Source organism: Pseudomonas sp. NPDC077186, assembly GCF_044543505.1.
Taxonomy (GTDB): Bacteria; Pseudomonadota; Gammaproteobacteria; order Pseudomonadales; family Pseudomonadaceae; genus Aquipseudomonas.
On sequence record NZ_JBITWE010000003.1, the window covers coordinates 394,553 to 420,721 of the forward strand.

The following is a 26,169-nucleotide window of genomic DNA, read 5'->3' on the forward strand; positions in this document are numbered from 1 at the left end:
CTATACTGCAATACATCGCCCACTCCCCCGGAGTCTCGCATGCTCAAGGCTGCGATCGTCCTCATGCTGCTGGCCACCCTGGTCAGCCTGTTCAGCGGCCTGGTCTTCCTGGTCAAGGACGAAGGCCGTGGTTCCCGCGTGGTCAACGCCCTGACCGTCCGTGTCGGGCTGACCGCCATCACCGTCGCCCTGGTCGCCTGGGGCTTCTACTCGGGGCAACTGGTGTCTCATGTCAGCTGGTAGCGGCAGCCTCTAGCTGCCGCTTGAAGCCTGTGGCGTGCTGCTGCCTCAAAGCACATAGACGAAGACGAACAGCCCCAGCCAGACCACGTCGACGAAGTGCCAGTACCAGGCGGCGGCCTCGAAACCGAAGTGCTGGTCGGCGTCGAAGTGCCCGCGCAGGATGCGCACCAGCATCACCGTGAGGATGATCGCGCCGAGCGTCACATGGGCGCCGTGGAAGCCGGTGAGCATGAAGAAGGTGGCGCCGTAGATGCCCGAGCCGAGGGTCAGGCCCAACTCGGTGTAGGCCTCAATGTATTCCTCGATCTGGAAGAACAGGAACACCGCGCCGAGCAGAATGGTGGCCGCCAGCCAGGCCTTGAGCGGGCCGCGCCGGTTCTTCTTCAGCGCGTGGTGGGCGAAGGTCACGGTGAAGCTGGAAGTCACCAGCAAGATGGTGTTGATCAGCGGCAGGTGCCAGGGATCGATCACCGCGGTGGGCGGCGGGAACAGCTTGGAATCGGGGTTCTGCAGCAACGGCCAGCTGTACTCGAAGCCTTCCCAGAGCATGTTGGTCACGCCCTTGTCGCCCTCGCCGCCGAGCCAGGGCCCGGCGAAGGTGCGGATGTAGAACAGGGTGCCGAAGAAGGCGGCGAAGAACATCACCTCGGAGAAGATGAACCAGCTCATGCCCCAGCGAAACGAGCGATCCATCTGCGCGCTGTACAGGCCGCCGCGGCTCTCCTTGATCACGTTGCCGAACCAGCCGAACAGCATCCAGGCCAGGATCAGGCCGCCGACGAAGAAGATCAGCGGGCCATTGGAGCCGTCGCGGCCGGCGCTCATGTCGTTGAACCAGGTGCCCACGCCGTAGACGCTGACCAGCATGCCGAGGGTGGCGATGATCGGCCACTTGCTCTGCGCGGGCACGTAATAGTTTTCGTGATTCTCGTGACTCGACATTGTTGTTCTCCTTATGGAGCCTGCGCCACGGGCGGCTTGCGCGCGGTGATATCGAACAGGGTGTAGCCCAGGGTCAGGTGCTTGACGTCGTCGGGCAAATCTCTGTCGACGATAAAGCGCACCGGCATCTCGATACGCTCGCCGGGTTGCAGCACCTGCTGGGTGAAGCAGAAACATTCGGTCTTGTGGAAGAAGGCCGCCGCCTTGGACGGCGACACGCTGGGAACGGCCTGCGCGGTCATCGGCTCGCTGCTCGGGTTGTAGGCGACGAACAGCATGTCGCGCGGCTCGCCGGGGTGAACCAGGATCTCGTCGGCCTGCGGGCCGAACTCCCAGACCATGCCGGCGGCGTTGGTGGCGAGGAACTGCACGCGCACCTGGCGCGCCGCGTCTACCGCCTGTTCGCCCTGGTAGGCGCCGGCGGTCTTGCCGTTGATGCCGAACACCTTGCACATGGCGTCGTAGAACGGCGGCAGGACGAACACGCCGAAGCAGAACATCGCCACCACCACCAGCAGCAGGCGTACGACCAGACGACGGGTGCCGATCACTTCGCTCACGGCCGGCCTCCTACTTCACGTCCGGCGGCGTGCTGAAGGTGTGGTAGGGCGCCGGCGAGGGCACCGTCCACTCCAGCCCCTCGGCGCCGTCCCAGGGCTTGGCCGGGGCCGGTTTGCCGCCGCGGATGCACTTGATGACGATGAACAGGAACAGCAGCTGGGTGGCGCCGAACATGAAGGCGCCGATGCTCGAGACCATATTGAAGTTGGCGAACATCATGTTGTAGTCGGGGATGCGCCGCGGCATGCCGGCCAGGCCGACGAAGTGCATCGGGAAGAACGCCAGGTTCATGCCGATAAAGCTCATCCAGAAATGCAGCTTGGCCAGGGTCTCGTCGTACATGTGCCCGGTCCACTTCGGCAGCCAGTAGTAGGCCGAGGCGAAGATGCCGAAGATCGCCCCGGGCACCAGCACGTAGTGGAAGTGCGCCACCACGAAGTAGGTGTCGTGGTACTGGAAGTCCGCCGGGGCGATGGCCAGCATCAGCCCGGAGAAGCCGCCGATGGTGAACAGGATGACGAAGGCCACCGAGAACAGCATCGGCGTCTCGAAGGTCATCGAGCCCTGCCACATGGTGCTGGCCCAGTTGAACACCTTCACCCCGGTGGGCACGGCGATCAGCATGGTGGCGTACATGAAGAACAGCTCGCCCGTGAGGGGTATCCCTACGGTGAACATATGGTGCGCCCAGACGATGAACGACAGAAAGGCGATCGACGCCGTGGCGTAGACCATCGAGGTGTAGCCGAACAGCGGCTTGCGCGCGAAGGCCGGGATGATCGAGCTGACCGCGCCGAACGCCGGCAGGATCATGATGTACACCTCGGGGTGGCCGAAGAACCAGAACACGTGCTGGAACAACACCGGGTCGCCGCCGCCGGCGGCATTGAAGAAGCTGGTGCCGAAGTGCACGTCCATCAGCATCATGGTCACGCAGCCGGCCAGCACCGGCATCACCGCGATCAGCAGGAAGGCGGTGATCAGCCAGGTCCAGACGAACAGCGGCATCTTCATCAGGGTCATGCCGGGGGCGCGCAGGTTGAGGATGGTGGCGATCACGTTGATCGCGCCCATGATCGAGCTGATGCCCATCAGGTGCACGGCGAAGATGAAGAAGGTCACCGACTCCGGCGCGTAGGTGGTCGACAGCGGCGCGTAGAAGGTCCAGCCGAAGTTGGGCCCGCCGCCCTCCATGAACAGCGTGCTGATCAACAGGCCGAAGGCCGCCGGCAGCAGCCAGAAGCTGAAGTTGTTCATCCTTGGCAGGGCCATGTCCGGCGCGCCGACCATCAGCGGGATCATCCAGTTGGCCAGGCCGACGAAGGCCGGCATCACCGCGCCGAACACCATGATCAGGCCGTGCATGGTGGTCATCTGGTTGAAGAACTCCGGCTGCACGATCTGCAGGCCGGGCTGGAACAGCTCGGCGCGGATCACCATGGCCATGGTCCCGCCGAGCAGGAACATGGCGAAGCTGAACCACAGGTACATGGTGCCGATGTCCTTGTGGTTGGTGGTCAGCACCCAGCGCATCAGACCCTTGGCCGGGCCGTGGTGATGGTCATGCGCGGCATGGCCATGGGAATCGATCACTGCACTCATGTCCTTACTCCTGAGCCTTCTTGAAGTCGAGGATGTCCTTGGGCGTGACCATGTCGCCGACCTTGTTGCCCCAGGCGTTGCGCTCGTAAGTGATGATGGCGGCCAGATCGACCTCCGACAGTTGCTTGCCGAAGGCGGCCATGGAGGTGCCCGGCTTGCCGTTGACCACTATGTCGATATGGCCTGCGGCCGGCCCGGTGGCGATGGCCGAGCCCTTGAGTGCCGGGAACATCGGCGGCAGGCCCTCGCCACCGGCCTGGTGGCAGGCGGCGCAGGCGGTGCCGTAGGCCTTCTCGCCGCGCGCCATCAGCTCGTCCAGGGTCCACTCCTTGCTGGTCAGCTCGCGTTCGGCGGCAGCTGCCGCCTTGCGCTCGGCCAACCAGGCGGCGAAGTCCTCCTTGGATTTGGCCTCGACAACCACCGGCATGAAGCCGTGGTCCTTGCCGCACAGCTCGGTACACTGGCCACGGTAGATGCCGGGCTCGTCGATGCGCGTCCAGGATTCGTTGATGAAGCCGGGGATGGCGTCCTTCTTCACCGCCAGCGCCGGCACCCACCAGGAGTGGATGACGTCGGCGGCGGTGATCAGGAAGCGCACCTTGGTGCCCACCGGCACCACCAGCGGCTCGTCCACCTCCAGCAGGTAGTGCTCGCCCTTGGCCGCGCGGTTGTCGATCTGCGCCTTGGGCGTGGAAAGGTTGCTGAAGAACTCGACGTCCTGGCCCAGGTACTTGTAGTGCCACTTCCACTGGTAGCCGGTGACCTGGATATCCAGTTCCGACTCGGAGGTGTCGTAGATCTCGATCAGGGTCTTGGTCGCCGGAATCGCCATCAGCACCAGGATCGCCAGCGGCACCACGGTCCAGAGGATCTCGACCGTGGTGCTTTCGTGGAAGTGCGCGGGCTCCTGGCCGGTGGCGCGGCGGTGGACGATCATCGACCAGAACATGGCGCCGAACACCACCACGCCGATCACGACGCAGATCCAGAAGATGGTCATGTGCAGGTCGAAGACCGAGCGGCTGACCTCGGTGACACCGGGCGCCATATTGACCGCCCACTCGGCGTGCGCCGAGCCCAATGCCAGCCACAGCAGGAGGCCCATCCAGACTCGTGGATGTCGCATCATTGCGGGTTCCCCTTATGATTCTTGTTATCCCGCCGGCGGAGCCTGCGGCTAAGGGATCGACTGCCGTACGGAACGCCCACGCTAGCCTTCACTGCCTGCGCTGGTGCCCCTGACTGCTGGCGACTGCTGTCGAAACCTCTCCGTGCCTAAGCCCGTCCGGTTCCATCAGGTACTGCCTTTCGAACTCGAGTATAGACGGCGACTTTCAGCTCGCAACGTGACCGCGAAAATGGCCGAAGCCACGCAAGCCTTGTCCTAAACGCCCCGGCTGGAAAGGACTGGAGAAAGATCGGCGAGTTCCCATATAGCGAGCTCGCATAAGTATTAAAAAGTTATGACAATCGCGTCTTAGCCAGGCACACGCGCCGGCTAAGGTTCACGTCCATGTCCTCAAATCGTAGGAGCAGTCATGAACACCGCCGCCATCCGCCAATTGATCGACCGGGCCCGCCAGCACGAGGCCGGCAGCCAGCCCCTCGCGCAGTTCCTGCAGGCCCAGCTGGAGCGCCTGCACCCGGCCATCCGCCTGCCCGCCGAGAACGCCGGCGCTACCCTGAATGCCTTTGTCGTCGCCTATATCGAGCAGGTGCCGGACGTGCTCGACGCCGCCGCCGCGGTGGCGCGCGAGGCCGGCATCGAGGCGGCGGTCGGGCCGGTGCTGCAGCTGGCCGAGCAGTTCTTCCTGCAACCGCCGGCGCTGCTGAACGGGCACAACGGCCTCGAGGGCCTGCTCGACGAGGCCTACCTGGCCCACCGCCTGGTCGAGGAGGTCAACGACCGCTACATCGGCCACCTCGGCCAGCCGCTGATCCCGCTGGACACCACCCGCGCCAACCTGATCGCCCACCAGCTGATCGGCGAGCCCTTCGCCAACCAGCTGGACGAGGCGGTGCATCACGCCCTGGCCGGCCTGCTCGACGATGCCAGCTTCGCCCAGCCCTCGGTGCAGGCCTACCGCGAGCGCCTCGCCGCGCCGGGCACGGTCGCCGCCTGGCAACGCTGGCCCTGCCTGTCGCAGCAACTGGGCGTCGAGCTGCAGCTGCCGCAGGAGCGCTGAGCGCCTGTGATTCCCGGCCGCCGGCCGGCGTCTAGCTGCGGTACGCCGGGCCTCGCCCGGCTCTGCCGCGAGCCCGAGCATGCAAGCGCTGTTGAACGAGATACTCGATGAAGTCCGCCCGCTGATCGGCCAGGGCAAAGTGGCCGACTACATTCCCGCCCTGGCCGGGGTGCCGGCCAACCAGCTGGGCATCGCCGTGTACGGCAACGACGGTCAGCTGCACGTGGCCGGCGCGGCGCGTACGCCGTTCTCGATCCAGAGCATCTCCAAGGTGTTCAGCCTGGTGCAGGCCATCGGCCACAGCGGCGAGGCCATCTGGCAGCGCCTCGGCCACGAGCCGTCCGGGCAGCCGTTCAACTCGCTGGTACAGCTCGAATTCGAGCGCGGCAAGCCGCGCAACCCCTTTATCAACGCCGGCGCGCTGGTGATCTGCGACATCAACCAGTCGCGCTTCGCCGCGCCGGCGCTGTCGATGCGCGACTTCGTCCGGCGCCTGTCGGGCAACCCCGAGGTGACGGTGGACAACCAGGTCGCCGAGTCGGAATACCAGCACCGCGCGCGCAACGCCGCGGCGGCCTACCTGATGCAGTCGTTCGGCAACTTCCACAACGAGGTGGAGGCGGTGCTGCGCAGCTATTTCAGCTGCTGCGCGCTGCGCATGAGCTGCGTCGACCTGGCCCGCGCCTTCGGCTTCCTGGCCAACCAGGGCTTCTGCCAGCACAGCGGCGAGCAGGTGCTGTCGCCGCGGCAGAGCAAGCAGATCAACGCCATCATGGCCACCAGCGGGCTGTACGACGAGGCCGGCAACTTCGCCTACCGGGTCGGCCTGCCGGGCAAGAGCGGGGTCGGCGGCGGCATAGTCGCGGTGGTGCCGGGGCGTTTCAGCGTCTGCGTGTGGTCGCCGGAACTGAACGCCGCCGGCAACTCGCTGGCCGGAATGAAGGCGCTGGAACTGCTCAGCCAGCGCATCGGCTGGTCGGTGTTCTAAGCCGTACCGCCTTGGTGCGCACGGCGCACCCTACGGCCGCGCGTCGCCTGGACGGTCAGAGCAACTTGCGGTACTGGACGAACCCGGAGCGCTCGCCGATGCGTTCGTAGAGCAGCATGGCCTGGCTGTTGCTCTCGTGGGTCAGCCAGTGCACCCGCGAGCAGCCGGCTGCGCGCGCCTGCTGGTAGACGTGCTGGATCAGCTGGCGGCCGATGCCGCCGCTGCGCTGGCCCTTGGCGACGAACAGGTCCTGCAGGTAGCAGTAGTCGCCGACCGTCCAGGTCGAGCGGTGGATCACCCAGTGCACCAGGCCGACCGCCTCATCGCCCTGCCAGGCCAGCGCCGCACCCATCGGCTCGGCCGGATCGAGGAAGCGCTGCCAGGTCACGGCGCTGGTCTCGGCGGCGATCTCGGTCATGTAGAAACGCTGGTAGCCCTGCCACAGCGGCAGCCAGGCGGCGTGGTCGGCGGCGCTGACGGGGCGGATCTCGAGGCTCATGGCTTCCCTCCTGGTTGGCGTGAGACGTCAGTCGCTCATCTCACCACAGAGATCGCGCGCCAGCCAGTGTTCCACCTCGGCCGGCGCCAGCCCGGCGCCGAGCAGGGCGAACAGCTTGCCCAGCGCCGCCTCGCGGGTCATGCCGCCGCAGGACACCAGGCCGGCCCCGGCCAGGCGGCTGCCGGCGGCGTACACGCCGAACTCGACATGCCCCTGCGGGCACTGGCTGATCGCCGCCAGCACCACGCCGCGGGCGTGCGCCTCGTCCAGCACCGCCAGCAGCTCGGCGTCGCCGGCCGGCCCGGTGCCGCTGCCGTAGCATTCCAGCAGCAGCCCCTGCACGCCGCTATCGAGCAGGGCGCGCAGATGGGCAGCCTGCAGCGCCGGGTGCAGCGGCAGCACGGCCAGATTGGCCGCCTGGCGCGGCTGGCGATAGTCGATGCGCGCGTCGATGGCGGCGCGCTCGGCCTGGCGCCGACGCGGCAGCACCTGGAAGGCGTCGAAGGCGTCGCTGCGCAGCTTGGAGCAGCGCGCGCCGTGCAGCAGCTGGCCGTTGAAGTACAGGTGCACGCCCGGCGCCACGCCGCGCCGCAGCGCGCGCATGGCACCGAACAGGTTGGGCCAGGCGTCGCCGCCGGCCACCCCGGCCGGCTGCATGGCGCCGGTGAGCAGCACCGGCACGCCCAGGCCGAGCAGCAAGAAGCTCAGCGCCGCGGCGCTGTAGGCCAGGGTGTCGGTGCCGTGCAGCACCAGCACGGCGTCATGGCCGTCGACCTCGACCGCCGCGACTATGGCGTCGCGCAGGGCCAGCCAGTGGCCCGGGTTCATGTTGGCGCTGTCGATCAGCGGCAGCAGCTCGCGAAACTGCCACTGCGGCAGCTCGCCCTGCGCCTCCTCGGCCTGCTGCGCACGCATCCGCGCCTCGAAGCCGGAGGCCGGCGCCAGGCCGTCTGCGCTCATCTGCATGCCGATGGTGCCGCCGGTGTACAGCACCAGCAGTTTCTCAGGGGTCGCCATGGGCTCTCCTCGCAAATCACGGGCAAAAGAAAGGGGGCCTTGGCCCCCTCCTTCCTTGCTTGGGTCAACTCAACGCTGGTGCACCCGGTCGCCGATCTCGGCCGGGTTCGCGGCGACGGCAGGCTTGGCCGCCTGGCCGTTCCACACCGCCGGGTCGAGGTCCAGGTCGGCGAACTGCTTGGCGTCGAATACCGGCGACTCTACACCAGCCTTGATCTGGCTGTCGTAGTCGCGCATCAGGCGCAGGCCGACCTTGAACAGCAGCGCCAGGGCCACCAGGTTGCAGATGGCCAGCAGGCCCATGGTGACGTCGGCGAAGGCGAACACGGTGCCCAGGTCCTGCACCGAACCCCACAGCACCAGGCACACCACCAGCACGCGGTAGACCATGACCGGCGCGCGCTTCTGGCTGAAGAAGCCGAGGGCGTTCTCGCCGAGGTAGTAGTTGTAGATCAGGGTGGTGAAGACGAACAGCAGCAGCGCCAGGCTGACGAACACCCGGCCCCACTCGCCGACCACGGCCGCCAGGGCGGTCTGGGTCAGGACCACGCCGGCCATTTCGCTGCCCGGCTGATAGACGCCGGAGAGCAGGATGATCAGCGCGGTGCTGGTGCACACCAGCAGGGTGTCGATGAACACGCTGAGCGACTGCACGATGCCCTGCGCGGCCGGGTGCTTGACCTCGGCCACGGCGGCCACGTTCGGCGCGCTGCCGAGGCCCGCCTCGTTGGAGAACAGGCCGCGCTTGACGCCCATCATGATCGCCGCGCCGATGCCGCCGGCGAAGGCCGGCTCCAGGCCGAAGGCGCTCTTGACGATCAGGGCGAATACCGCCGGCACCTCGGGCAGGTTCAGGCCGATCACCACCAGCGCCATGGCGATGTAGGAGAAGGCCATCACCGGCACCAGCACGTCGGCCATGCTGGCGATGCGCTTGATGCCGCCGAAGATGATCAGGCCGATCACCGCGGTCAGGATCAGGCCGCTGACGATGGTCGGCAGGCCGAAGGTGTCGTGCAACGAGCTGGCCACGGTGAAGGACTGCACGGCGTTGAAGCCGAAGCCGAAGGTCACCAGCAGCAGGATCGACACGACGATGCCCAGCCAGCGCTGGCCGAGGCCGTGCTGGATGTAGAAAGCCGGACCGCCGCGGTAGCTGCCGTCGGCTTCGCGGCGCTTGTACAGCTGCGCCAGGGAGCACTCGAAGTAGCTGGTGGCCATGCCGACCAGGGCCACGACCCACATCCAGAAGATCGCGCCGGGGCCGCCGAGCATGATCGCCACCGATACGCCGGCGATGTTGCCGGCGCCGACGCGGCCGGCCACCGACAGCATCAGCGCCTGGAACGAGCTGAGCTGGCCGGGCTGGCGCTGGAAGGCCTCGGCGAAGATGCGGAACATGCTGCTGAAGTAGCGGAACTGGACGAAACGCGAGACGACGGTGAAGTACAGGCCGAGACCGATCAGCATCACGATCAGCAGCTTGCTCCAGATAAGGTCGTTGAGAAGATCGAGCATGGGAGGCTTTCTCTCTTGTTGTTCTGAATGGGAATGCAGCCCCGCCGGGCGGCTGGCGAATGGTTGGCGATTGGGGCCTTGCCAGACAATTTCGCGGGTCGCGGCAACCTGACGCGAGTTGATGCTAGAATCGCGTCACTTGCATCAGCCGGTACGCCCCCATGTCCGATGCCCTCGGCGCCAACCTGAAACTGCTGTGCAGCCACTACCGCTCGATCGCCGAGGTGTGCCGCAAACTGTCGCTCAACCGCGCCCAGTTCAACCGCTACCTGGCCGGGCAGAGCCGGCCGACCGCGCACAACCTCAAGCGCATCTGCGACTTTTTCGGCGTCGAACCCTTCGAGCTGGCCATGCCCAGCGAGCAGTTCGCCCGCCTGGTCGGCGCGCGCAGCCCCGACGCCCAGTCGCAGGCCGGCAGCGACCCGCTGCTGGAACTGTTCGAGCCGCTGCGCCAGCAGGCCAGCCCGATGGGCCGCTACTGCGGCTACTACTTCGAATACTCCAACTGCATGTCGGTACCGGGCCAGGTGCTGCTGTCGCTGGTGCAGCTGCGCGAGGAGCGCGGCAACTACCTGTTCGAGCGTCAGGAACGCCAGGAGCGTCAGGAACGCACCCGCGGCGGCGCCGAGGACTGGGTGCGCTGCCGCTACCTGGGCGCGGCCTTCTACCTGCAGGACCGCCTGTTCCTCATCGACTACGAGTCGCTGACCGGCAACGAGATCAGCCAGACCATCCTCATCCCCAGCTTCAAGAGCCGCATCACCCGCCTCAACGGCATCAAGACCGGGGTGTCCAGCGGCGACCGGCGCACCCCGGCCTGCACCCGGGTGGTCTGGCAATACCTGGGCAACGAGATCAACCGGGTCAACGCCTACCGCCAGCTGATGCTCTACGCCCCGGACGACGCGCGGATCGACGACGACATCCGCCAGCGCCTGTCCGGCACCCAGCTGCACGACGGCCTGTTCGTGCTGGAGTAGCGCGGCGCCTCATATACGCGCGGCCAGCTCGCGCTCGCGCGGATTGGCCGATGCGGCCAGGCCGGCGCGCACGCCGGCCTGGTCGGCCGCCGAGCGGTTCTGGCCGAGCTTCCACTTGCCCTCGAGGCGGCGGATCGGCAGGGCGAAGCCGACGATGGCGCGCAGCATGGCGTCGAGGTACTCGCGCGGCGCATCGCCGACCGCCCAGGGCTGGGCGCGGCCCCGTTCGTGGCGCTCGCTCAGACGCGTGACCAGCGCCAGCAGACGCTCGGGCTCGTCGAACAGCTCGGCCTGGCCCCAGGCGTGCACGGCGATGTAGTTCCAGGTCGGCACCACCTTGCCGTGCTCGGCCTTGGCCGGGTACCAGCCGGGATGCACGTAGGCGTCCGGCCCGCTGAACACCACCAGTGCCTCGGCGCCGTCGGCCAGGTCGCGCCAGTGCGGGTTGGCGCGGGCGAAATGGCCGTAGAGCGTGCCGAACTCGCCCTCGCCCGGCTCCAACAGCAGCGGCAGATGGCTGGCCTGCAGCCCCTGGGCGCCAGCGCTGCTGAGCAGCGCCAGGCCACAGGCCTGGATCTGCGCATGCAGGCTGGCCAGATCGTCCTGGCGAAAGGCGGCGGGGCAGTACATGGCGGCGTCTCCTGGCGGGATGGGGCCATGCTAGGCAGGGGATTGGCCTGATGTAAGATCCATTTCATACGACTTCAATAGAGCCAATCGTAGCCACCATGAGCCGCTCGCCTTCGCTCCCCTTCGACCTTTCCGGCATTCGTCTGCAACCCGGCCGGGGCCTGGCGCGCCAGCTCTACCAGGCCTTGCGCGAGCGCATCCTCGATGGCCGCCTGGGCGGTGGTGCACGGCTGCCCGCCAGCCGCGAGCTGGCGACGCGGCTGGGCATCTCGCGCAATACCGTGACCCGCGCACTCGACCAGCTCTATGCCGAGGGCTATGTGGCCGGGCGCGTGGGCGATGGCACCTACGTCGCCGAACTGCCGCGCAGTCGCCCCACGCCATCGCCAACCGTTACGCCGGCGGCACTCGACCCGGCATTGCAGCGCCTGCAAGCGCACCACCTGCCGCTGCCGCCGAGCGGCGCGCCGCGTGCCTTCCGTATCGGCGTACCGGCCTTCGACCTGTTTCCCTTCGAGACCTGGGCCCGCCTGCAGGCGCGCTTCTGGCGCAAGCCCGCGGCGGAACGGCTGGGTTATGGCGACCCGGCCGGCGACCCGCGGCTGCGCGAGCTGATCGCCGCCTACCTGCGCAACAGCCGCGGCCTGGCCTGCGAGGCGCACCAGGTGCTGATCACCTGCGGCTCGCAGCAGGCCATCAGCCTGTGCGCCCGGCTGCTGGTGCAACCGGGCGAGCGGGTGGCGGTGGAAAACCCCGGCTACCGCGCCGCCGGCCATGCCTTCGCCGTGGCCGGCGCGCAGCTGTGCGGCGTGGCGGTGGACGGCGAAGGCCTGGACGTCACCGCCCTGCAGCGCCTGGAAAACTGCCGGCTGGCCTATGTCACCCCGGCGCACCAGTACCCCACCGGCGTGACCCTGTCGCTGCCGCGGCGCCTGGCGCTGCTGGAGTGGGCCAAGCGGGTAAACGGCTGGATCGTCGAGGACGACTACGACGGCGAGTACCGCTACAGCGGCACGCCGCTGGCGCCGCTGGCCGCGCTGGACGAGCAGCAGCGGGTGATCTACGTCGGCACCTTCGGCAAGCTCGCCTTCCCGGCGCTGCGCCTGGGTTATCTGCTGCTGCCGCCGGCGCTGGCGGAGCGCTTCGCGAGGCGCCAGGCGCTGGAGATGCGTCATTCGGAGGTGGGCGCCCAGGCGGTGATGGCCGAGTTCATCGCCGCCGGGCACTTCCAGCGCCATGTGCGGCGCATGCGCCAGGCCGCGCGCAGCCGCCGCGACGCCTTGCTCGCGGCCTGGCCGAAGGCGATCCGCGGCTGCTCGCCGTTACCGGCCGTGGAGGCCGGTCTGCACCTGAGCATCAGGGTCGAGAGCCTGGCCCGTGAGCGTGAGCTGATCGGCGCCGCACGCGCAGCCGGCATCGAGATGAACCCCTTGAGCGATTACTGGCTGCCCGGCAGCGAGCCGGCCGAGGACGCCCGCGCCGGGCTGGTGCTGGGTTTTGCTGCGGTGCCCGAGGCGCAGATCGTCGAGGCGCTGCAGCGGCTCAGGCAGGCCTGGAAGCTTTAGGGAAACGCTGTAAAAGCCGTCATGCTCGCGCAGGCGGGCATCCAGAACCTGCGAATCACCTGGGCTCCCGCCTTCGCGGGAGTGACGATAGATGGTTTTTTCAGAACATCCTTGGCAGGCCGCCGGGATAGCGCCTTGTGGGAGGGGGCTTGAGCCGCGACTGGCGTATCGCATCTAACGCCCCCAGAACGCCGCGCAAAAAAAGGGATGGCCAAAGCCATCCCTGAAGGTTGAGGCTGGTGAAGGCCTCCTATGAAAGCGGTTGCTCAGGCGGCGTTGTCGCTGTTGTAGACCTCGCGATCCAGCTCCTTCTCGCTGCTGCCCACCAGGGTGGTGGTCATCAGGTCGCCGGCGACGTTGACCGTGGTGCGCGCCATGTCGAGGATGCGGTCGATACCGGCGATCAGCGCCACGCCTTCCAGCGGCAGGCCAACCGAGGTCAGCACCAGGCCGAGCATGATCAGCCCGGCGCCGGGCACGCCGGCGGTGCCGATCGAGGCCAGGGTGGCGGTGAGGATGATCATCAGGTACTGGCCGGCATTCAGGTCGACGCCGAAGGCCTGGGCGATGAACAGCGCCAGCACGCCCTGGTAGATGGCGGTGCCGTCCATGTTGATGGTGGCGCCCACCGGCAGCACGAAGCCGGCCACGCCCTGCGACACGCCGAGGTTCTTGCGCGCGCACTCGATGGACACCGGCAGGGTGCCGGCGCTGCTCGAGGTGCTGAAGGCCACCGCCAGCGCCGGGGCGATGCCCTTGAAGAAGCGCAGCGGGCTGAGGCGCGCCAGGCCGCCGATCAGGCCGCCGTAGACCAGCAGCATATGGGCGATGCTGGCCAGGTAGATCACCCCGATCACGCTCGCCAGCGGCAGCAGCACCTCGATGCCGTGGGCGGCGACCACGCCGGCGATCAGCGCGAACACGCCGATGGGCGCCAGGCGCATGACCAGGTCGGTGAGCTTGTAGAACACCTCGGCCAGGCTGTCGAACAGCTTGACCGCCGGCGCGGCCTTGTCGCCGATCAGGTTCATGCTCACGCCCAGGGCGATGGCGAAGACAATGATCTGCAGGATATTGCCCTCGGCGAAGGCGGTGACCGGGTTGGTCGGCACCAGGCCCACCAGGATCTGCACCAGCGAGGGCGCCTGCTTGGCCTCCTGGCTGCCGCTGGCGACCATCTGCATGCCCTCGCCGGGGCTGAACAGGGCGCCGAACAGCAGGCCGATGCTCACCGCGAAGGCGGTGGTGATCAGGTAGATGGCGATGGTCTTGACGCTGATGCGGCCGAGCTTGGCGCTGTCGCTCATGGCGGTAATGCCCGCCACCAGGGAGACGAACACCAGCGGCACGATGAGCATCTTGATCGCGTTGAGGAACAGCGCGCCGATTGGCGCCAGCGCCTGGGCGCCGCCCTTGAACAGCATGCCGACGGCGACGCCGAGGGCCAGGCCGACGAGGATCTGCTGCCACAGCGGCACGCGCGCAAGGAGGGAGAGGGAAGCGGTAGTGCTCTGACTCATGGTTATCACCCGGATTGTCGTTGTTGTGGGGCCGTCTATGCGGCCTTGAGCGGTGCCGCCCGGCAGGCTAGGGCGGAAAGAAACGCGCCGCACTCGAAGGAGGGCGGCGCGGGTGTTGCCAGGAAGATCAGCCCTGCAGCGGAACCAGGCGCGGGGCGATCATGTTCTCGGGGCGCAGGATGTCGGCCAGGGTGGCCTCGTCCAGCAGCTTTTCCTCGCGCACCAGCTCCAGCACGCCGCGCCCGCTGTCCAGGGCGACCTTGGCGATGCGGGTGGCGTTCTCGTAGCCGATATAGGGGTTGAGCGCGGTGATCAGGCCGATGGAGTTCTCCATCAGCTGGCGGCAATGAGCCTCGTTGGCGCTGATGCCGTCGATGCACAGCTCGCGCAGCATGTCCATGGCGCGGGTCAGCAGGCGGATCGAGTCGAAGATCTTGTAGGCGATCAAGGGCTCCATCACGTTGAGCTGCAGCTGGCCGCCCTCGGCCGCCATGGTCAGCGCCAGGTCGTTGCCGATCACCTCGAAGGCCACCTGGTTGACCGCTTCGGGGATCACCGGGTTGACCTTGCCCGGCATGATCGAGCTGCCCGGCTGACGCGGCGGCAGGTTGATCTCGTTGATCCCGGTGCGCGGGCCGCTGGAGAGCAGGCGCAGGTCGTTGCAGATCTTCGACAGCTTGACCGCGGTGCGTTTGAGCATGCCGGAGAACAGCACGAAGGCGCCCATGTCGCTGGTTGCCTCGATCAGGTCGGCGGCCGGGATCAGCGGGTGGCCGCTGATGATGGCCAGGCGCTTGACCGCCAGGGCCTGGTACTTCGGGTCGGCGTTGATGCCGGTGCCGATGGCGGTGCCGCCCAGGTTGACCTCGGTGAGCAGGGTCGGCGCCAGCAGCTTGAGGTGCTGCAGGTCTTCGCCGAGGGTGGTGGCGAAGGCGCGGAATTCCTGACCGAGGGTCATCGGCACGGCGTCCTGCAGCTGGGTGCGACCCATCTTCAGCACATGGCCGAACTCCAGGCCCTTGGCGGCGAAGGACTGGATCAGCTTGTCCAGCGCGCCGAGCAGGCTGTCGTGGCCGAGCAGCAGGCCGAGGCGGATGGCGGTCGGATACGCATCGTTGGTCGACTGCGCCATATTCACGTCGTTGTTCGGGTGCAGGTGCTGGTACTCGCCCTTCTCAAAGCCCATGGCCTCCAACGCAATGTTCGCGATGACCTCGTTGGCGTTCATATTGGTCGAGGTGCCGGCGCCGCCCTGGATCATGTCGACCACGAACTGCTCGTGGAACTCGCCCTGGATGATGCGCGCGCAGGCGGTACTGATCGCCGTGTGCTTGGCGGCGGACAGATGGCCCAGCTCGCGGTTGGCGTCGGCCGAAGCCTGCTTGACCATGGCCAGGCCGATCACCAGTTTCGGGTAGTGCGACAGCGGCACGCCGGACAGGCGGAAGTTCTGCACGGCGCGCAGGGTCTGGATGCCGTAATAGGCATCGGCGGGGACTTCGAGGGTGCCGAGCAGGTCTTTTTCGACGCGAACAGATGCAGCAGAGGACATGATAGCGATGACTCTTGGGAAATGCGGCGAGCGCCGCGATGCCCATAGACTATGGGCTCAGCCACTAACTCGGCCAATGCCGTTGCTTGCTGCCCTATGCACAATCGGCATAATGCCGGTGTGACGCCGGCCGTCGTTGCGGCGTGCGCGACCGCCGTGGGAGGGGCTTCAGCCGCGACCGCTCGCCGCTGAAGCGCCTCCCACGGTTCGCGCCCTATCTATCGGGTCAATCCTCGGGAGCCTGTGATGAACCTGGAAACCAAATGGCTGGAGGACTTTATCGCCCTGGCCGCCACCCGCAGCTTCTCCCAGGCCGCGGAAAAGCGCTTCGTCACCCAGCCGGCGTTCAGCCGGCGCATCCGCAGCCTGGAGGCCATGCTCGGCCTGATCCTGGTCGACCGCAGCTGCACGCCCATCGAGCTGACCGAGGCCGGCCGGCTGTTTCTGGTCACCGCGCGCAGCCTGGTCGAGCAGCTCGGCGAGGTGGTGCGCCACCTGCACAACCTGGAAGGCCAGCAAGGCGAGGTGCTGTCGATCGCCGCCGCCCACTCGCTGACCCTGGGCTTCTTCCCCGAATGGATCGCCCGCCTGCGCCGCGAGGGCCTGCCGCTGAACACCCGACTGGTGGCGACCAACGTCGGCGAGGCGGTGCATTCGCTGCGCGAGGGCGCCTGCGACCTGATCCTCGCCTACTACGACCCGGACGCCGCGCTGCAGATGGATCCGCAGATCTTCCCCTCGCTGCACCTGGGCACCACCTCGATGCTGCCGGTGTGCGCGGTGGACGAGGCCGGCGCGCCGCTGTACGACCTCGACGGCGGGCAGAGCGTGCCGCTGCTGGCCTACAGCGCCGGCGCCTTCCTCGGCCGCTCGGTCAACCTGCTGCTGCGCCAGCGCGCGCTGCGCTCGACCACGGTGTACGAGACCGCCATGGCCGACAGCCTCAAGAGCATGGCCCTGCAGGGCATGGGCGTGGCCTGGGTGCCGCGCCTGTCGGTCACCGCCGAGCTGGCCCGCGGCGAGCTGGCCGTGTGCGGCGGCGAGCAGTGGCAGGTGCCGCTGGAGATCCGCCTGTACCGCTGCGCCCTGGTGCGCAAGGCCGCGGTGCGCCTGCTGTGGCGCAAGCTGGAGACGGGCGAGGTGGGTGGCTGAGCGCTGCTCGGTAGGGTGCGCCGCGCGCACCGGCTGTCTGGCGGTGCGCACGGCGCACCCTACGGGCAGCAAGGCATTCGCGCCTGAAGCCGCTCCTACAGGTTGTGCGGTGTTCCGTAGGAGCGGCTGGGCGGCATTCCGCTTTAGCCGCGAGCTTATAGCGACTTATCGTCACTTGCCCGACTTGATCGAGGTCCAGGCCCGCGTGCGCACCCGCTCGATCTTCTGCGGCAGCGGCTGCACCACGTACAGCGACTGCTGCAGCTCCGGGGTCGGGGTCAGGTCGGCGTCGCCTGCGATCGCCTTGCCCACCAGCTGCATGCCCGGCACGTTGGGGTTGGGGTAGCCGAGAAAATCGCTGATCGGCGCGATCACCTGGGGCTCGAGCAGGTGGTTGATAAAGGCATGCGCCTCGTCGACGTTGCTCGCGCTCTTGGGGATGGCCCAGGTGTCGAACCAGATCGGCGCGCCTTCCTTGGGCAGGCGCCAGTTGATCACCACGCCGTTGCCGGCTTCCTTGGCGCGGTTGGCGAACTGGTAGAAGCTGCCGGAGTAGCCGATGGCCACGCAGATGTCGCCGTTGGCGATGTCGGTCATGTACTTGGCCGAATGGAAATAGGCCACGTAGGGGCGCACCTTGAGCAGCAGCTCGGTGACCTTGTCGTAGTCGGCCGGGTTGGCGCTGTTGGGGTCCAGGCCCAAGTAGTGCAGGGCGATGGGGATAATCTCGGTGGGCGAGTCGAGCATGGCCACGCCGCAGGATTTCAGTTTCTCCATGTACTCGGGCTTGAACACCAGATCCCAGCTGTTCACCGGCGCGTCTTCGCCGAGCGCGGCCTTGACCTTGTCCGGGTTGTAGCCGAGCAGCACGGTGCCGTACATGTAGGGCACGCCGTACTGGTTGCCCGGGTCGTTCTTCTCCAGCAGGCCGAGCAGCACCGGGTCGAGGTTCTTCCAGTTGGGCAGCTTGGACTTGTCCAGCGGCATAAACACGCCGGCCCTGATCTGGGTTTCGAGGAACTGGTTGGAGGGGATCACCAGGTCGTAGCCGGAGTTGCCGGTGAGCAGCTTGGCCTCCAGTGCCTCGTTGGTCTCGAAGGTGTCCCAGGTGATCTGCACGCCGGACTGCTTCTGGAAGTCCTTGGGCACCTCCGGGAGGATGTAGTCGGCCCAGTTGTAGACGCGCAGCTCTTGGGCCTGCAGCGCGCCGCTGAGCAGGGTGGCGCCGCACAGGGCGGCGCCGAGCAGGTGTTTGATCGTTGTCATCGTATTCACCCTTGCAGACGTTATGAAATTCGTAGGGTGGACATGGCGCAGCCTTGTCCACCCTTGGCCGGGCGGGCCGCCCTACGCGCCCTCGAAGCCTTCCAGCACGTTGACCGCGTTGATGCCGATGGCCTCCACCGCGTAGCCGCCCTCCATGACGAACAGGGTGGGCAGGCCCAGCGCGGCGATGCGCCGGCCCATGGCCAGGTAGTCCGGGCTGTCCAGCTTGAACTGCGAGATCGGGTCTTCCATGTAGGTGTCGACGCCCAGCGACACCACCAGCACCTCGGCGCCGTACTCTTTGATGCGCCGGCAGGCCTGCTCCAGCGCCTGGTTCCATACCTCCCAGGAACTGCCCATGGGCAGCGGGTAGTTGTGGTTGCAGCCCTCGCCGTCGCCCTCGCCATGCTCGTCGGCGTACCCCAGGAAGAACGGGAACTCCTCGGCCGGGTCGCCGTGGATCGAGGCGAACAGCACGTCGCCGCGGCGGTAGAAGATGTCCTGGGTGCCGTTGCCGTGGTGGTAGTCGACGTCGAGGATGGCCACCTTGCTGCGGCCCTGGTCGAGGAAGGCCTGGGCGGCGATGGCGGCATTGTTCAGGTAGCAGTAGCCGCCCATCAGGTCGCCGGCGGCGTGGTGGCCCGGCGGCCGGCACAGGGCGAAGGCGCTGCGCGCGCCGGCGGCAATCTCGGCCTGGGCGCTGAGCGCCACCTGCGCGGCGCTGTAGGCGGCCTGCCAGGTGCCGGCAGTGATCGGCGCGCCGCCGTCGAAACTGTAGTAGCCGAGCTGGCCGTGCAGGTCGTTGGGGATCATCCGGCGTAGCGTGCGCGCCGGCCAGGTGAAGGGCAGCAGGTCGCCCTGGCCGCCCTGTTCCTGCCAGCGGCGCCAGGCGCCCTGGAAGAAATCGAGGTAGGCGGTGCTGTGGATGCGCTCGATGGGCGCCAGGCCGAAATCCTTCGGCGCGCGGACGTCGCCGAGCTGGCGATTCTTCACGCGGGCCAGAATGTGGTCGGCGCGCTGCGGCTTCTCGAAGCAGGGCATCAGCTGGCCGTCGATCAGCTCGCACTTGCCGTGGTGCAGGTGGTGGTCGTCGCTGTAGTAGGTGAGCATGCGAGGCGGCTCCGGTCTTGTTGTCGAGCCTCAATTGTTCGCCCGCCGCGCCCCGGCGGAAAACACTGGCAACGGCCAAAAGGGGATCGAAATGGCCAAACTGCGCTGGCCCTGCCGTCGTAGCCCGGATGGCCGCTACGCCCCGTAGGGTGCGCCGCGCGCACCGCCTGACAATCGCCCCGGTGCGCACAGCACACCCTGCGGCTACGCGCGAAAGCGACTCGGCGGCACGCCGCTCCAGCGCTGGAAGGCATGGCGGAAGCTGGCGGTCTCGCTGAAGCCGAGCGCCTCGGCGATGCGGTACACCGGCCAGTCCTGCTGGCCGAGCAGGGCCTTGGCGCGCTCGAAGCGCAGCTCGTCGAGCAGGCCCTGGTAGCTGGTGCCCAGCTCCTGCAGGTGACGGCGCAGGGTGCGCGGCGAGCAGTGCAGCTGCTGCGCCAGCGCCTCCAGCCCCGGCGGCGCGGCCAGCTGCGCGGCGAGCGCCTGGCGCACCCGCTCCAGCCAGGCCTGGCGGCTGGTGAATTCGGCGTTCTGCCGGCGGCAGCGCTCGACCACCTCGCAGTGGGTCACCGGGTCGGCCAGCGGCAGGCGCCGGGTCAGCAGTTCGGCGGGAAAGGCGAAGGCATTGCGCGCGGCGCCGAAGCCCAGCGGGCAGTCGAAGCTCGGCGCGTAGCGCGCCACATAGGCCGGGCGGGCATGGCGGAATTCGGCGCGCACCAGCGGCAGCGGCCGGCCGAGCAGCTCGTCGCCGATCAGCTTGAGCGAGGCCAGGCACATCTCCACGTTGAACACCTCCAGCGCGGCGGCGTCGCGGTAGTCGCCGGCGCTGACCCAGGCCAGGCCGTCCTCCACCTGCAGTTGCAGGTCGAAGTAGGTGCCGAGCAGCGCCGGGTACTGCAGCAGCAGGCGCCAGGCGTCACCAAAGGTGGCAGCCGAGAGCGCGGCGTAACCGAGCAGGCCGTAGGACGACACATGCAGGCTGCGCCCCAGTTCCAGGCCGAGGTCGGCGCGCAGGGCCAGGGCATTGGCGCACACCTGCAGCTCCTGCACCCGTGTGATGCGCGCCTCGCCGCTGCCCGGATCTTCCGGTGCGATACCACTGCCGTCGAGCAGCCGCGGGATCAGCTCGGGCTGCGTGGCGAAGCGTTGCAGGATCAGGGCGACCACGTGCAGGGTGGTCAGGTGGGCGTGCAGCATGGGGCGTTCCGTTGGCGCAGGTCAGCGAACGAACGCAAGAAGCATGCCGCGGGGGCGGGTTCTACCCGTCGGAGGCTATCAGCGATTGCGCAGAATGGCGTTGATGAAGTCGCCCTGGTTCGGCTCGTCCTTGCGCGTGGTGAACAGCAGCTGGCCGTTGTCCTCGCGCAGTTTCATCGCCTCGCCGAAGCGGCATTCGACGCCCTTGATACTGCGCGCCTCGGCCTTGTACGGCGCGGCGCGCTCGCACAGGTAGGCGAGCTGCCTGACCACCTCGCCGCAGAAGTGCGGCACGCTCAGGCTCATCAAGCGCTCGTCGTCGATGGCGTTCCAGTCCACCCGGGTCGCCAGCGGCGTGTCGCAGGCCTGCGAGGCCTCGCGATCCATCTGCTGCAGGCGCTGGCTGTAGTCCTGCAGGCGCTTCTTGCGGTCGAAAGCGGCGAAGCGCGCCTGCAGCCCGGCCTTTTCCTGGCGCTGATACAGCGCCAGCAGCTCGTCGAGATTCAGCGCCCGGGTCTGCGCCTGGTCGTAGCCCAGCTCGAAACCCGGAGTGTCCGGCAGATTGAGCTGATAGCTCTCGCCGCCCCAGGCGCGGCGGCGGTTGACCAGGTTGTAGTCGCGGCCGTCGAGGCGGATGGCGTAGTCGCGCTGCTCGTGACCCAACTCGCGCACCTGGGTGAGCAGCACCACCTCGTCGAGCGGATGATTGATGCCCCTGACCTGCACCAGGGCCTGCCGGCCGTCGGCGCTGGGGGCGAGGATCAGGCTGACGCCCTGGCCGGCGTCGAACGCCTGCGGGTGCTTGGCCAGCTCCAGGGCGGCGGCCGGCAGCGAGAGCAGCGCAAGGGCAAACAACGAAACGTGCTGTTTCATGGCGATACGTCCTTGTACGGGTGAAGAGTGCGCAGTATAGACCGCGGCAGCACCGCGGTCTGCGCAGGCTAGAACTGCAGCACCACCCGTCCCTCGATCTGCCCGCCGCGCATCTGCTCGAAGACGGCGTTGATATTATCCAGGCTGTCGCCGTGCACGGTCGCCTTGACCAGACCTTCGCCGGCGAAGTCCAGCGCCTCCTGCAGGTCGGCACGGGTGCCGACGATGGAGCCGGTGATGCTGATGGCCTTGAGCACCACGTCGAAGATCGGCGTGGGGAAATCGCCCGGCGGCAGGCCGACCAGGGCCACGGTACCGCGCCGGCGCGCCATGCCGATGGCCTGGCCGAAGGCAGCGTTGGACACCGCGGTGACCAGCACGCCATGGGCGCCGCCGATCTCGCGCTGGATCACCTCGGCCGGGTTCTCCTGGCGCGCGTTCACCGTCAGGCTGGCGCCGAGCTTGCGCGCCAGCGTCAGCTTGGCGTCGTCGACATCCACCGCCGCCACGTGCAGCCCCATGGCCCTGGCGTACTGCACGGCGACGTGGCCGAGACCGCCGATGCCGGAGATCGCCACCCACTGGCCGGGCCGCGCGCCGGTGACCTTGAGGCCCTTGTACACCGTCACCCCCGCACAGAGGATCGGCGCCATTTCCAGGAAATCGACGTTGTTCGGCAGAATGCCGACGTAATTGGGGTCGGCCAGCACGTATTCGGCGTAGCCGCCGTTGATCGAGTAGCCGGTGTTCTGCTGACTCTCGCAGAGGGTTTCCCAGCCGGTCAGGCAGTGCTCGCAACAACCGCAAGCGCTGTACAGCCAGGGCACGCCGACGCGGTCGCCCTCCTTGACCCGGGTCACCCCGCGACCGACCGCGGCGACGTAGCCGACGCCCTCGTGACCGGGGATAAAGGGCAGGCTGGGCTTCACCGGCCAGTCGCCCTCGGCGGCGTGCAGGTCGGTGTGACAGACGCCCGAGGCCTCGATCTTGACCAGAATCTGCCCGGGCCCGGGCAGCGGCGTCTTCACTTCCTCGATGCGCAGCGGCTCGCCGAAGGCGTGCACCACCGCGGCTTTCATGCTCTGGTTCATGCTCTGCTCCTGTCGATGCGGAACCAGCAGTGTGCGCCGCCTGGGCGCGCCGGCATTGCTCCAGAGCAATGTTCGGGCGGCTTGCGTCGCGGCCCGAGCGGCGCATGACGGACGGTCATGGCAGCTGCCCGCCAGCCGCGGCTTTGCGTTATACTGCGCGGCCTTCGGCCGGCTGCACCCGGCCACCTGTCGCTCACAAGCCACGCCGGTCCGCCCGCGTGGCTTGTTGGTTTTTGACGCGCCGCATGGCGCCGATAGTTAACGCGCCGCAAGGCGCCGATATTTGCCGCGCCGCAAGGCGCCCGAGAGAAGAGGCACGACGATGAGCGCACTGGTTGGCGTGATCATGGGCTCCAAGTCCGATTGGTCCACCCTTAGCCACACCGCCGAGATGCTGGACAAGCTGGGCATCCCCCATGAGGTCAAGGTGGTCTCCGCCCACCGCACCCCGGACCTGCTGTTCCAGTACGCCGAACAGGCCGAGGAACGCGGCATCCAGGTGATCATCGCCGGCGCCGGCGGCGCCGCCCACCTACCCGGCATGTGCGCGGCCAAGACCCACCTGCCGGTGCTCGGCGTGCCGGTGCAGTCGTCGATGCTCTCGGGCGTCGACTCGCTGCTGTCGATCGTGCAGATGCCGGCCGGCATCCCGGTCGCCACCCTGGCCATCGGCAAGGCCGGTGCGGTCAACGCCGCCCTGCTCGCCGCCAGCATCCTCGGCCACCAGCACCCGCAGTTCCACGCGGCGCTCAAGCAGTTCCGCGACGAGCAGACCGAGACCGTGCTGAACAATCCGGACCCGCGCGAGGCCTGATGCGATGAAGATCGGTGTAATTGGCGGCGGCCAACTCGGCCGCATGCTGGCCCTGGCCGGCACCCCGCTGGGGATGAACTTCGCCTTCCTCGACCCGGCGCCGGACGCCTGCGCCCAGGCCCTCGGCGAACATATCCGCGCCGACTACGGCGACCAGGATCACCTGCGCCAGCTGGCCGACGAGGTCGATCTGGTCACCTTCGAGTTCGAGAGCGTGCCGGCCGAGACCGTGGCCTTCCTCTCCCAGTTCGTGCCGGTCTACCCCTCGGCCGAGGCGCTGCGCATCGCCCGCGACCGCTGGTTCGAAAAATCCATGTTCAAGGACCTGGGCATTCCCACCCCGGACTTCGCCGATATCCAGTCGCAGGCCGATCTGGACGCCGCGGTGGCCGCCATCGGCCTGCCGGCGGTGATGAAGACCCGCACCCTGGGCTACGACGGCAAGGGCCAGAAGGTCCTGCGCAAGCCCGATGACGTGGTCGGCGCCTTCGCCGAGCTGGGCAGCGTGCCGTGCATCCTCGAGGGTTTCGTGCCCTTCACCGGCGAGGTGTCACTGATCGCCGTGCGCGCCCGCGACGGCGAAACGCGCTTCTACCCGCTGGTGCACAACCGCCACGACAGCGGCATCCTCGCCCTCTCCGTCGCCAGCAGCGCGCATCCGCTGCAGGCGCTGGCCGAGGACTACGTCGGCCGCGTGCTGGAGAAACTCGACTACGTCGGCGTGCTGGCCTTCGAGTTCTTCGAGGTGGACGGCGGCCTCAAGGCCAACGAGATCGCCCCGCGCGTGCACAACTCCGGGCACTGGACCATCGAAGGAGCCGAGTGCAGCCAGTTCGAGAACCACCTGCGCGCCGTCGCCGGCCTGCCGCTGGGCTCCACCGCCAAGCTGGGCGAAAGCGCGATGCTCAACTTTATCGGCACTGTGCCGCCGGTGGACAAGGTGATCGCCGTCGCCGACTGCCATCTGCACCACTACGGCAAGGCCTTCAAGGTCGGCCGCAAGGTTGGCCACGCCACCCTGCGCAGCGCCGACCGCGCCAGTCTCGACGCCGGCATCGCGGCCGTCGAAGCGCTGATCGCCAAGGGCTGAAACGGCGATTGGCGACTAAGCTCTTGGACGACGGCCGTCGTCCAAGAGCCCCCTCCATGAAGCGCCTGCTCGCCCTGCTGCCCCTGCTGTTCGCCATGACCGGCGTCGCTGCACAGGAGGTGCTGCGCGTCGATTTCCGCGAGCGCCCGCCGGAGATGCGCGCCGTCGACGGCCTGCCCAGCGGCCCGCTGATCAGCGTGCTGGAAACCGCCGCACAACGCCTCGGCGTGCGCCTGCACTGGCGCCAGGCGCCCTTCCTACGCAGCCTCGACGACCTGCGCTCGGGGCGCGTCGACCTGGTGCCGCGGGTGCTGCTCACCGAAGAACGTCGCGCCTATATCCATTACCTGCCGAGCATTGGCAGCCAGCGGCTGAACGTGCGCTTTATCGTCCGCCCGGGACGCGAAGCCGAACTGGCGCGCTACGCCGACCTGTACCAGCAGAACCTGGGGGTCAAACGCGGCACCGCCTATTTCGAGCCGTTCGACAGCGACGACCGACTCGGTCGCGTCTACGCCAGCGACGACGCGCAGCTCGCGGCGATGTTCCGCGCCGGCCGCCTGGACGCCCTGGCCATTCTCGACCCGGCAGCCATCGAGGCGCAGTTCGCCGCGATGAAGTTCCACGACTACAGCTACGCGCAGTACGCCCACCAACAGCTGCTCGGCAACCACTTCGGCGCCTCGCTCAAGCGCTACCGCAGCGACCGCCACGCCCTCTACGAGCGCCTGGGCGAGGAACTCCAGCGCATGCGCGAGCAGGGCGAAATCAGCCTGATCTACCACCGTTACGGCGTACCGGCGCCGGACATGGCGAACTGACAGCGCCTCGCGCCTGTCTCATGCACGTCTGCCGCACGCGCGGCCCCCTCAAGGAGAAACGCCACATGGGTATCATCGGCACCATCTTCATCGGCCTGATCGTCGGCCTGATCGCCCGCTTCCTCAAGCCGGGCGACGACAGCATGGGCTGGATCATGACCATCCTGCTCGGCATCGGCGGCTCCATCGCCGCCACCTACGGCGGCCAGGCGCTGGGCATCTACCAGGCCGGCCAGGCGGCCGGTTTCGTCGGCGCGGTGATCGGCGCCATCGTTCTGCTGATAATCTACGGCGCGATCAAGAAGGGCTAGCCACCCGTTCTGTAGGAGCCGGTTGGCCAGCGTGTTGCCATCGACAATCGCCAGCTTAGCCGGCTCTGGCTTTCCGCCGTCACGAGACTCCATGCACCATGCGTCATCTGCTACTCGCCCTGCTGCTATTCACCGGTCTGGCCCATGCCGAACTGCCGGAAACCGACTGGCTCGACCTAATGCCCGCCGAGGACCGCCAGGCTCTCGAAGAAATGCCCGAACTCCAGCACCAGGGCCCGGAGGGCGACAGCACCTTCTATACCCCGGGCGGCCTGCGCCAGCAGGAGCAGAACCTGCCGGCGGTGATGTACTCGAGCAAAACCGTGGCCGGCCTGGACGGCAAGGCCATCCGCCTGGGCGGCTACCCGGTACCGCTGGAAAACGACGAGCAGGGCAACAGCACCCTGTTCTTCCTGGTGCCCTATCCAGGCGCCTGCATCCACGTACCGCCACCGCCGCCCAACCAACTGGTGCTGGTGCGCTACCCCAAGGGCATCCCCCTCGACGACATCTACGCCCCGCTGTGGGTCAGCGGCACGCTGAAGGTGGAGAAGGTCAGCAACGAGCTGGCCGATGCGGCCTATGCCATGGAGGCGGGCGAAGTGCGGCTGGTGACGGACGAAGACCTTTATTGAGCCGCC

Annotated in this window: 26 protein-coding genes; 11 read left to right on the forward strand and 15 right to left on the reverse strand. The window is 67.8% G+C overall.

Features of this window, described 5'->3' with window-relative positions:
* Positions 1-39 precede the first annotated feature (39 nt).
* Positions 40-243 carry a twin transmembrane helix small protein gene (locus ACIGKL_RS13835; RefSeq protein WP_021443181.1) on the forward strand — a complete coding sequence of 68 codons (204 nt, stop codon included), beginning with the start codon at positions 40-42 and terminating at the stop codon, positions 241-243.
* Between the two features lie 45 nt (positions 244-288).
* Here the strand turns inward: ACIGKL_RS13835 and ACIGKL_RS13840 are convergent, their stop codons facing one another.
* Genes ACIGKL_RS13840 through coxB form a run of 4 tightly spaced genes read right to left on the reverse strand, consistent with a single transcriptional unit; the run spans position 289 to position 4,477 of the window.
* Complete coding sequence (locus tag ACIGKL_RS13840; protein ID WP_397487194.1) at positions 289-1,185, reverse strand: cytochrome c oxidase subunit 3; 897 nt, start codon at positions 1,183-1,185, stop codon at positions 289-291.
* Between the two features lie 11 nt (positions 1,186-1,196).
* Positions 1,197-1,745 (reverse strand): cytochrome c oxidase assembly protein, encoded by a 549-nt coding sequence (locus tag ACIGKL_RS13845; protein ID WP_397487195.1) that lies wholly within the window; start codon positions 1,743-1,745, stop codon positions 1,197-1,199.
* A gap of 10 nt (positions 1,746-1,755) precedes the next feature.
* Complete coding sequence (gene ctaD / locus ACIGKL_RS13850) at positions 1,756-3,348, reverse strand: cytochrome c oxidase subunit I (RefSeq protein ID WP_397487196.1); 1,593 nt, start codon at positions 3,346-3,348, stop codon at positions 1,756-1,758.
* 4 nt (positions 3,349-3,352) lie between these two features.
* Positions 3,353-4,477 carry a cytochrome c oxidase subunit II gene (gene coxB, locus ACIGKL_RS13855; RefSeq protein WP_397487197.1) on the reverse strand — a complete coding sequence of 375 codons (1,125 nt, stop codon included), beginning with the start codon at positions 4,475-4,477 and terminating at the stop codon, positions 3,353-3,355.
* A 409-nt stretch (positions 4,478-4,886) separates the two neighbouring features.
* Here coxB and ACIGKL_RS13860 point away from each other — a divergent pair, with 409 nt between their 5' ends.
* Together ACIGKL_RS13860 and glsB are read left to right on the forward strand one after the other, a co-directional pair.
* Positions 4,887-5,534, forward strand: coding sequence for a hypothetical protein (locus ACIGKL_RS13860; protein WP_397487198.1), 648 nt, complete (start codon positions 4,887-4,889; stop codon positions 5,532-5,534).
* 79 nt (positions 5,535-5,613) lie between these two features.
* Positions 5,614-6,522 carry a glutaminase B gene (glsB, locus tag ACIGKL_RS13865; RefSeq protein ID WP_397487199.1) on the forward strand — a complete coding sequence of 303 codons (909 nt, stop codon included), beginning with the start codon at positions 5,614-5,616 and terminating at the stop codon, positions 6,520-6,522.
* A gap of 55 nt (positions 6,523-6,577) precedes the next feature.
* Here glsB and ACIGKL_RS13870 read toward each other — a convergent pair whose 3' ends face one another.
* From ACIGKL_RS13870 to ACIGKL_RS13880, 3 genes are all read right to left on the reverse strand, one after another.
* Positions 6,578-7,021 (reverse strand): GNAT family N-acetyltransferase, encoded by a 444-nt coding sequence (locus ACIGKL_RS13870; RefSeq protein ID WP_397487200.1) that lies wholly within the window; start codon positions 7,019-7,021, stop codon positions 6,578-6,580.
* Positions 7,022-7,048: 27 nt separating this feature from the next.
* Positions 7,049-8,038, reverse strand: a complete 990-nt coding sequence (locus ACIGKL_RS13875; RefSeq protein ID WP_397487201.1) for an asparaginase — start codon at positions 8,036-8,038, stop codon at positions 7,049-7,051.
* A 69-nt stretch (positions 8,039-8,107) separates the two neighbouring features.
* Entirely contained in the window at positions 8,108-9,556 is a 1,449-nt protein-coding gene (locus tag ACIGKL_RS13880; RefSeq protein ID WP_397487202.1) for an alanine/glycine:cation symporter family protein, read from the reverse strand.
* Positions 9,557-9,717: 161 nt separating this feature from the next.
* On the opposite strand from ACIGKL_RS13880, the gene ACIGKL_RS13885 reads away from it, so the two are divergent.
* Positions 9,718-10,536 carry a helix-turn-helix domain-containing protein gene (locus ACIGKL_RS13885; protein ID WP_397487203.1) on the forward strand — a complete coding sequence of 273 codons (819 nt, stop codon included), beginning with the start codon at positions 9,718-9,720 and terminating at the stop codon, positions 10,534-10,536.
* A 9-nt stretch (positions 10,537-10,545) separates the two neighbouring features.
* Here ACIGKL_RS13885 and ACIGKL_RS13890 read toward each other — a convergent pair whose 3' ends face one another.
* A complete protein-coding gene (locus ACIGKL_RS13890) occupies positions 10,546-11,166 on the reverse strand; it encodes an FMN-binding negative transcriptional regulator (protein ID WP_397487204.1) in 621 nt (206 codons plus the stop codon).
* A 98-nt stretch (positions 11,167-11,264) separates the two neighbouring features.
* Here ACIGKL_RS13890 and ACIGKL_RS13895 point away from each other — a divergent pair, with 98 nt between their 5' ends.
* Positions 11,265-12,731 carry a PLP-dependent aminotransferase family protein gene (locus tag ACIGKL_RS13895; RefSeq protein ID WP_397487205.1) on the forward strand — a complete coding sequence of 489 codons (1,467 nt, stop codon included), beginning with the start codon at positions 11,265-11,267 and terminating at the stop codon, positions 12,729-12,731.
* 266 nt (positions 12,732-12,997) lie between these two features.
* Here the strand turns inward: ACIGKL_RS13895 and ACIGKL_RS13900 are convergent, their stop codons facing one another.
* Both ACIGKL_RS13900 and ACIGKL_RS13905 read right to left on the reverse strand, forming a co-directional pair.
* Complete coding sequence (locus tag ACIGKL_RS13900; RefSeq protein WP_397487206.1) at positions 12,998-14,251, reverse strand: dicarboxylate/amino acid:cation symporter; 1,254 nt, start codon at positions 14,249-14,251, stop codon at positions 12,998-13,000.
* Between the two features lie 127 nt (positions 14,252-14,378).
* Positions 14,379-15,803 carry an aspartate ammonia-lyase gene (locus tag ACIGKL_RS13905; RefSeq protein ID WP_397487207.1) on the reverse strand — a complete coding sequence of 475 codons (1,425 nt, stop codon included), beginning with the start codon at positions 15,801-15,803 and terminating at the stop codon, positions 14,379-14,381.
* A gap of 246 nt (positions 15,804-16,049) precedes the next feature.
* Between ACIGKL_RS13905 and ACIGKL_RS13910 the strand changes: the two genes are divergently transcribed.
* Positions 16,050-16,955 (forward strand): LysR substrate-binding domain-containing protein, encoded by a 906-nt coding sequence (locus ACIGKL_RS13910; RefSeq protein WP_397487208.1) that lies wholly within the window; start codon positions 16,050-16,052, stop codon positions 16,953-16,955.
* Positions 16,956-17,126: 171 nt separating this feature from the next.
* Here the strand turns inward: ACIGKL_RS13910 and ACIGKL_RS13915 are convergent, their stop codons facing one another.
* From ACIGKL_RS13915 to adhP, 5 genes are all read right to left on the reverse strand, one after another.
* Positions 17,127-18,221, reverse strand: coding sequence for a polyamine ABC transporter substrate-binding protein (locus tag ACIGKL_RS13915; protein WP_397487209.1), 1,095 nt, complete (start codon positions 18,219-18,221; stop codon positions 17,127-17,129).
* Between the two features lie 81 nt (positions 18,222-18,302).
* Positions 18,303-19,331 carry a histone deacetylase family protein gene (locus ACIGKL_RS13920; protein WP_397487210.1) on the reverse strand — a complete coding sequence of 343 codons (1,029 nt, stop codon included), beginning with the start codon at positions 19,329-19,331 and terminating at the stop codon, positions 18,303-18,305.
* 204 nt (positions 19,332-19,535) lie between these two features.
* The gene (locus tag ACIGKL_RS13925; RefSeq protein WP_397487211.1) at positions 19,536-20,528 is read right to left on the reverse strand and encodes an AraC family transcriptional regulator; all 993 of its coding nucleotides are present in this window, start codon (positions 20,526-20,528) and stop codon (positions 19,536-19,538) included.
* A 78-nt stretch (positions 20,529-20,606) separates the two neighbouring features.
* Complete coding sequence (locus ACIGKL_RS13930) at positions 20,607-21,401, reverse strand: hypothetical protein (RefSeq protein WP_397487212.1); 795 nt, start codon at positions 21,399-21,401, stop codon at positions 20,607-20,609.
* Between the two features lie 68 nt (positions 21,402-21,469).
* Positions 21,470-22,492 carry an alcohol dehydrogenase AdhP gene (gene adhP / locus ACIGKL_RS13935; protein WP_397487213.1) on the reverse strand — a complete coding sequence of 341 codons (1,023 nt, stop codon included), beginning with the start codon at positions 22,490-22,492 and terminating at the stop codon, positions 21,470-21,472.
* A gap of 322 nt (positions 22,493-22,814) precedes the next feature.
* On the opposite strand from adhP, the gene purE reads away from it, so the two are divergent.
* From purE to ACIGKL_RS13960, 5 genes are all read left to right on the forward strand, one after another.
* A complete protein-coding gene (purE, locus tag ACIGKL_RS13940) occupies positions 22,815-23,306 on the forward strand; it encodes a 5-(carboxyamino)imidazole ribonucleotide mutase (protein ID WP_397487214.1) in 492 nt (163 codons plus the stop codon).
* 4 nt (positions 23,307-23,310) lie between these two features.
* A complete protein-coding gene (locus tag ACIGKL_RS13945) occupies positions 23,311-24,396 on the forward strand; it encodes a 5-(carboxyamino)imidazole ribonucleotide synthase (RefSeq protein ID WP_397487215.1) in 1,086 nt (361 codons plus the stop codon).
* A gap of 56 nt (positions 24,397-24,452) precedes the next feature.
* Positions 24,453-25,217 (forward strand): substrate-binding periplasmic protein, encoded by a 765-nt coding sequence (locus tag ACIGKL_RS13950; RefSeq protein WP_397487216.1) that lies wholly within the window; start codon positions 24,453-24,455, stop codon positions 25,215-25,217.
* Positions 25,218-25,282: 65 nt separating this feature from the next.
* On the forward strand, positions 25,283-25,528 hold the full coding sequence (locus ACIGKL_RS13955; RefSeq protein ID WP_397487217.1) for a GlsB/YeaQ/YmgE family stress response membrane protein: 246 nt from the start codon (positions 25,283-25,285) through the stop codon (positions 25,526-25,528).
* Positions 25,529-25,626: 98 nt separating this feature from the next.
* The gene (locus ACIGKL_RS13960; protein WP_397487218.1) at positions 25,627-26,163 is read left to right on the forward strand and encodes a DUF3299 domain-containing protein; all 537 of its coding nucleotides are present in this window, start codon (positions 25,627-25,629) and stop codon (positions 26,161-26,163) included.
* Positions 26,164-26,169: the final 6 nt, after the last annotated feature.

Bases quoted from the DNA above. Each gene is read 5' to 3' on its own strand.
- ACIGKL_RS13945 (WP_397487215.1), top strand. From the start codon at position 23,311: ATGAAGATCGGTGTAATTGGCGGCGGCCAACTCGGCCGCATGCTGGCC.
- ACIGKL_RS13915 (WP_397487209.1), bottom strand. From the start codon at position 18,221: ATGACAACGATCAAACACCTGCTCGGCGCCGCCCTGTGCGGCGCCACC.
- purE (WP_397487214.1), top strand. From the start codon at position 22,815: ATGAGCGCACTGGTTGGCGTGATCATGGGCTCCAAGTCCGATTGGTCC.
- ACIGKL_RS13905 (WP_397487207.1), bottom strand. From the start codon at position 15,803: ATGTCCTCTGCTGCATCTGTTCGCGTCGAAAAAGACCTGCTCGGCACC.
- ACIGKL_RS13835 (WP_021443181.1), top strand. From the start codon at position 40: ATGCTCAAGGCTGCGATCGTCCTCATGCTGCTGGCCACCCTGGTCAGC.
- ACIGKL_RS13955 (WP_397487217.1), top strand. From the start codon at position 25,283: ATGGGTATCATCGGCACCATCTTCATCGGCCTGATCGTCGGCCTGATC.
- ACIGKL_RS13900 (WP_397487206.1), bottom strand. From the start codon at position 14,251: ATGAGTCAGAGCACTACCGCTTCCCTCTCCCTCCTTGCGCGCGTGCCG.
- ACIGKL_RS13925 (WP_397487211.1), bottom strand. From the start codon at position 20,528: ATGCTGCACGCCCACCTGACCACCCTGCACGTGGTCGCCCTGATCCTG.
- ACIGKL_RS13890 (WP_397487204.1), bottom strand. From the start codon at position 11,166: ATGTACTGCCCCGCCGCCTTTCGCCAGGACGATCTGGCCAGCCTGCAT.
- ACIGKL_RS13880 (WP_397487202.1), bottom strand. From the start codon at position 9,556: ATGCTCGATCTTCTCAACGACCTTATCTGGAGCAAGCTGCTGATCGTG.
- adhP (WP_397487213.1), bottom strand. From the start codon at position 22,492: ATGAACCAGAGCATGAAAGCCGCGGTGGTGCACGCCTTCGGCGAGCCG.
- ACIGKL_RS13950 (WP_397487216.1), top strand. From the start codon at position 24,453: ATGAAGCGCCTGCTCGCCCTGCTGCCCCTGCTGTTCGCCATGACCGGC.
- ACIGKL_RS13895 (WP_397487205.1), top strand. From the start codon at position 11,265: ATGAGCCGCTCGCCTTCGCTCCCCTTCGACCTTTCCGGCATTCGTCTG.
- ACIGKL_RS13875 (WP_397487201.1), bottom strand. From the start codon at position 8,038: ATGGCGACCCCTGAGAAACTGCTGGTGCTGTACACCGGCGGCACCATC.
- ACIGKL_RS13860 (WP_397487198.1), top strand. From the start codon at position 4,887: ATGAACACCGCCGCCATCCGCCAATTGATCGACCGGGCCCGCCAGCAC.
- coxB (WP_397487197.1), bottom strand. From the start codon at position 4,477: ATGATGCGACATCCACGAGTCTGGATGGGCCTCCTGCTGTGGCTGGCA.
- ACIGKL_RS13960 (WP_397487218.1), top strand. From the start codon at position 25,627: ATGCGTCATCTGCTACTCGCCCTGCTGCTATTCACCGGTCTGGCCCAT.
- ACIGKL_RS13910 (WP_397487208.1), top strand. From the start codon at position 16,050: ATGAACCTGGAAACCAAATGGCTGGAGGACTTTATCGCCCTGGCCGCC.
- ACIGKL_RS13885 (WP_397487203.1), top strand. From the start codon at position 9,718: ATGTCCGATGCCCTCGGCGCCAACCTGAAACTGCTGTGCAGCCACTAC.
- ctaD (WP_397487196.1), bottom strand. From the start codon at position 3,348: ATGAGTGCAGTGATCGATTCCCATGGCCATGCCGCGCATGACCATCAC.
- ACIGKL_RS13920 (WP_397487210.1), bottom strand. From the start codon at position 19,331: ATGCTCACCTACTACAGCGACGACCACCACCTGCACCACGGCAAGTGC.
- ACIGKL_RS13840 (WP_397487194.1), bottom strand. From the start codon at position 1,185: ATGTCGAGTCACGAGAATCACGAAAACTATTACGTGCCCGCGCAGAGC.
- ACIGKL_RS13930 (WP_397487212.1), bottom strand. From the start codon at position 21,401: ATGAAACAGCACGTTTCGTTGTTTGCCCTTGCGCTGCTCTCGCTGCCG.
- ACIGKL_RS13870 (WP_397487200.1), bottom strand. From the start codon at position 7,021: ATGAGCCTCGAGATCCGCCCCGTCAGCGCCGCCGACCACGCCGCCTGG.
- glsB (WP_397487199.1), top strand. From the start codon at position 5,614: ATGCAAGCGCTGTTGAACGAGATACTCGATGAAGTCCGCCCGCTGATC.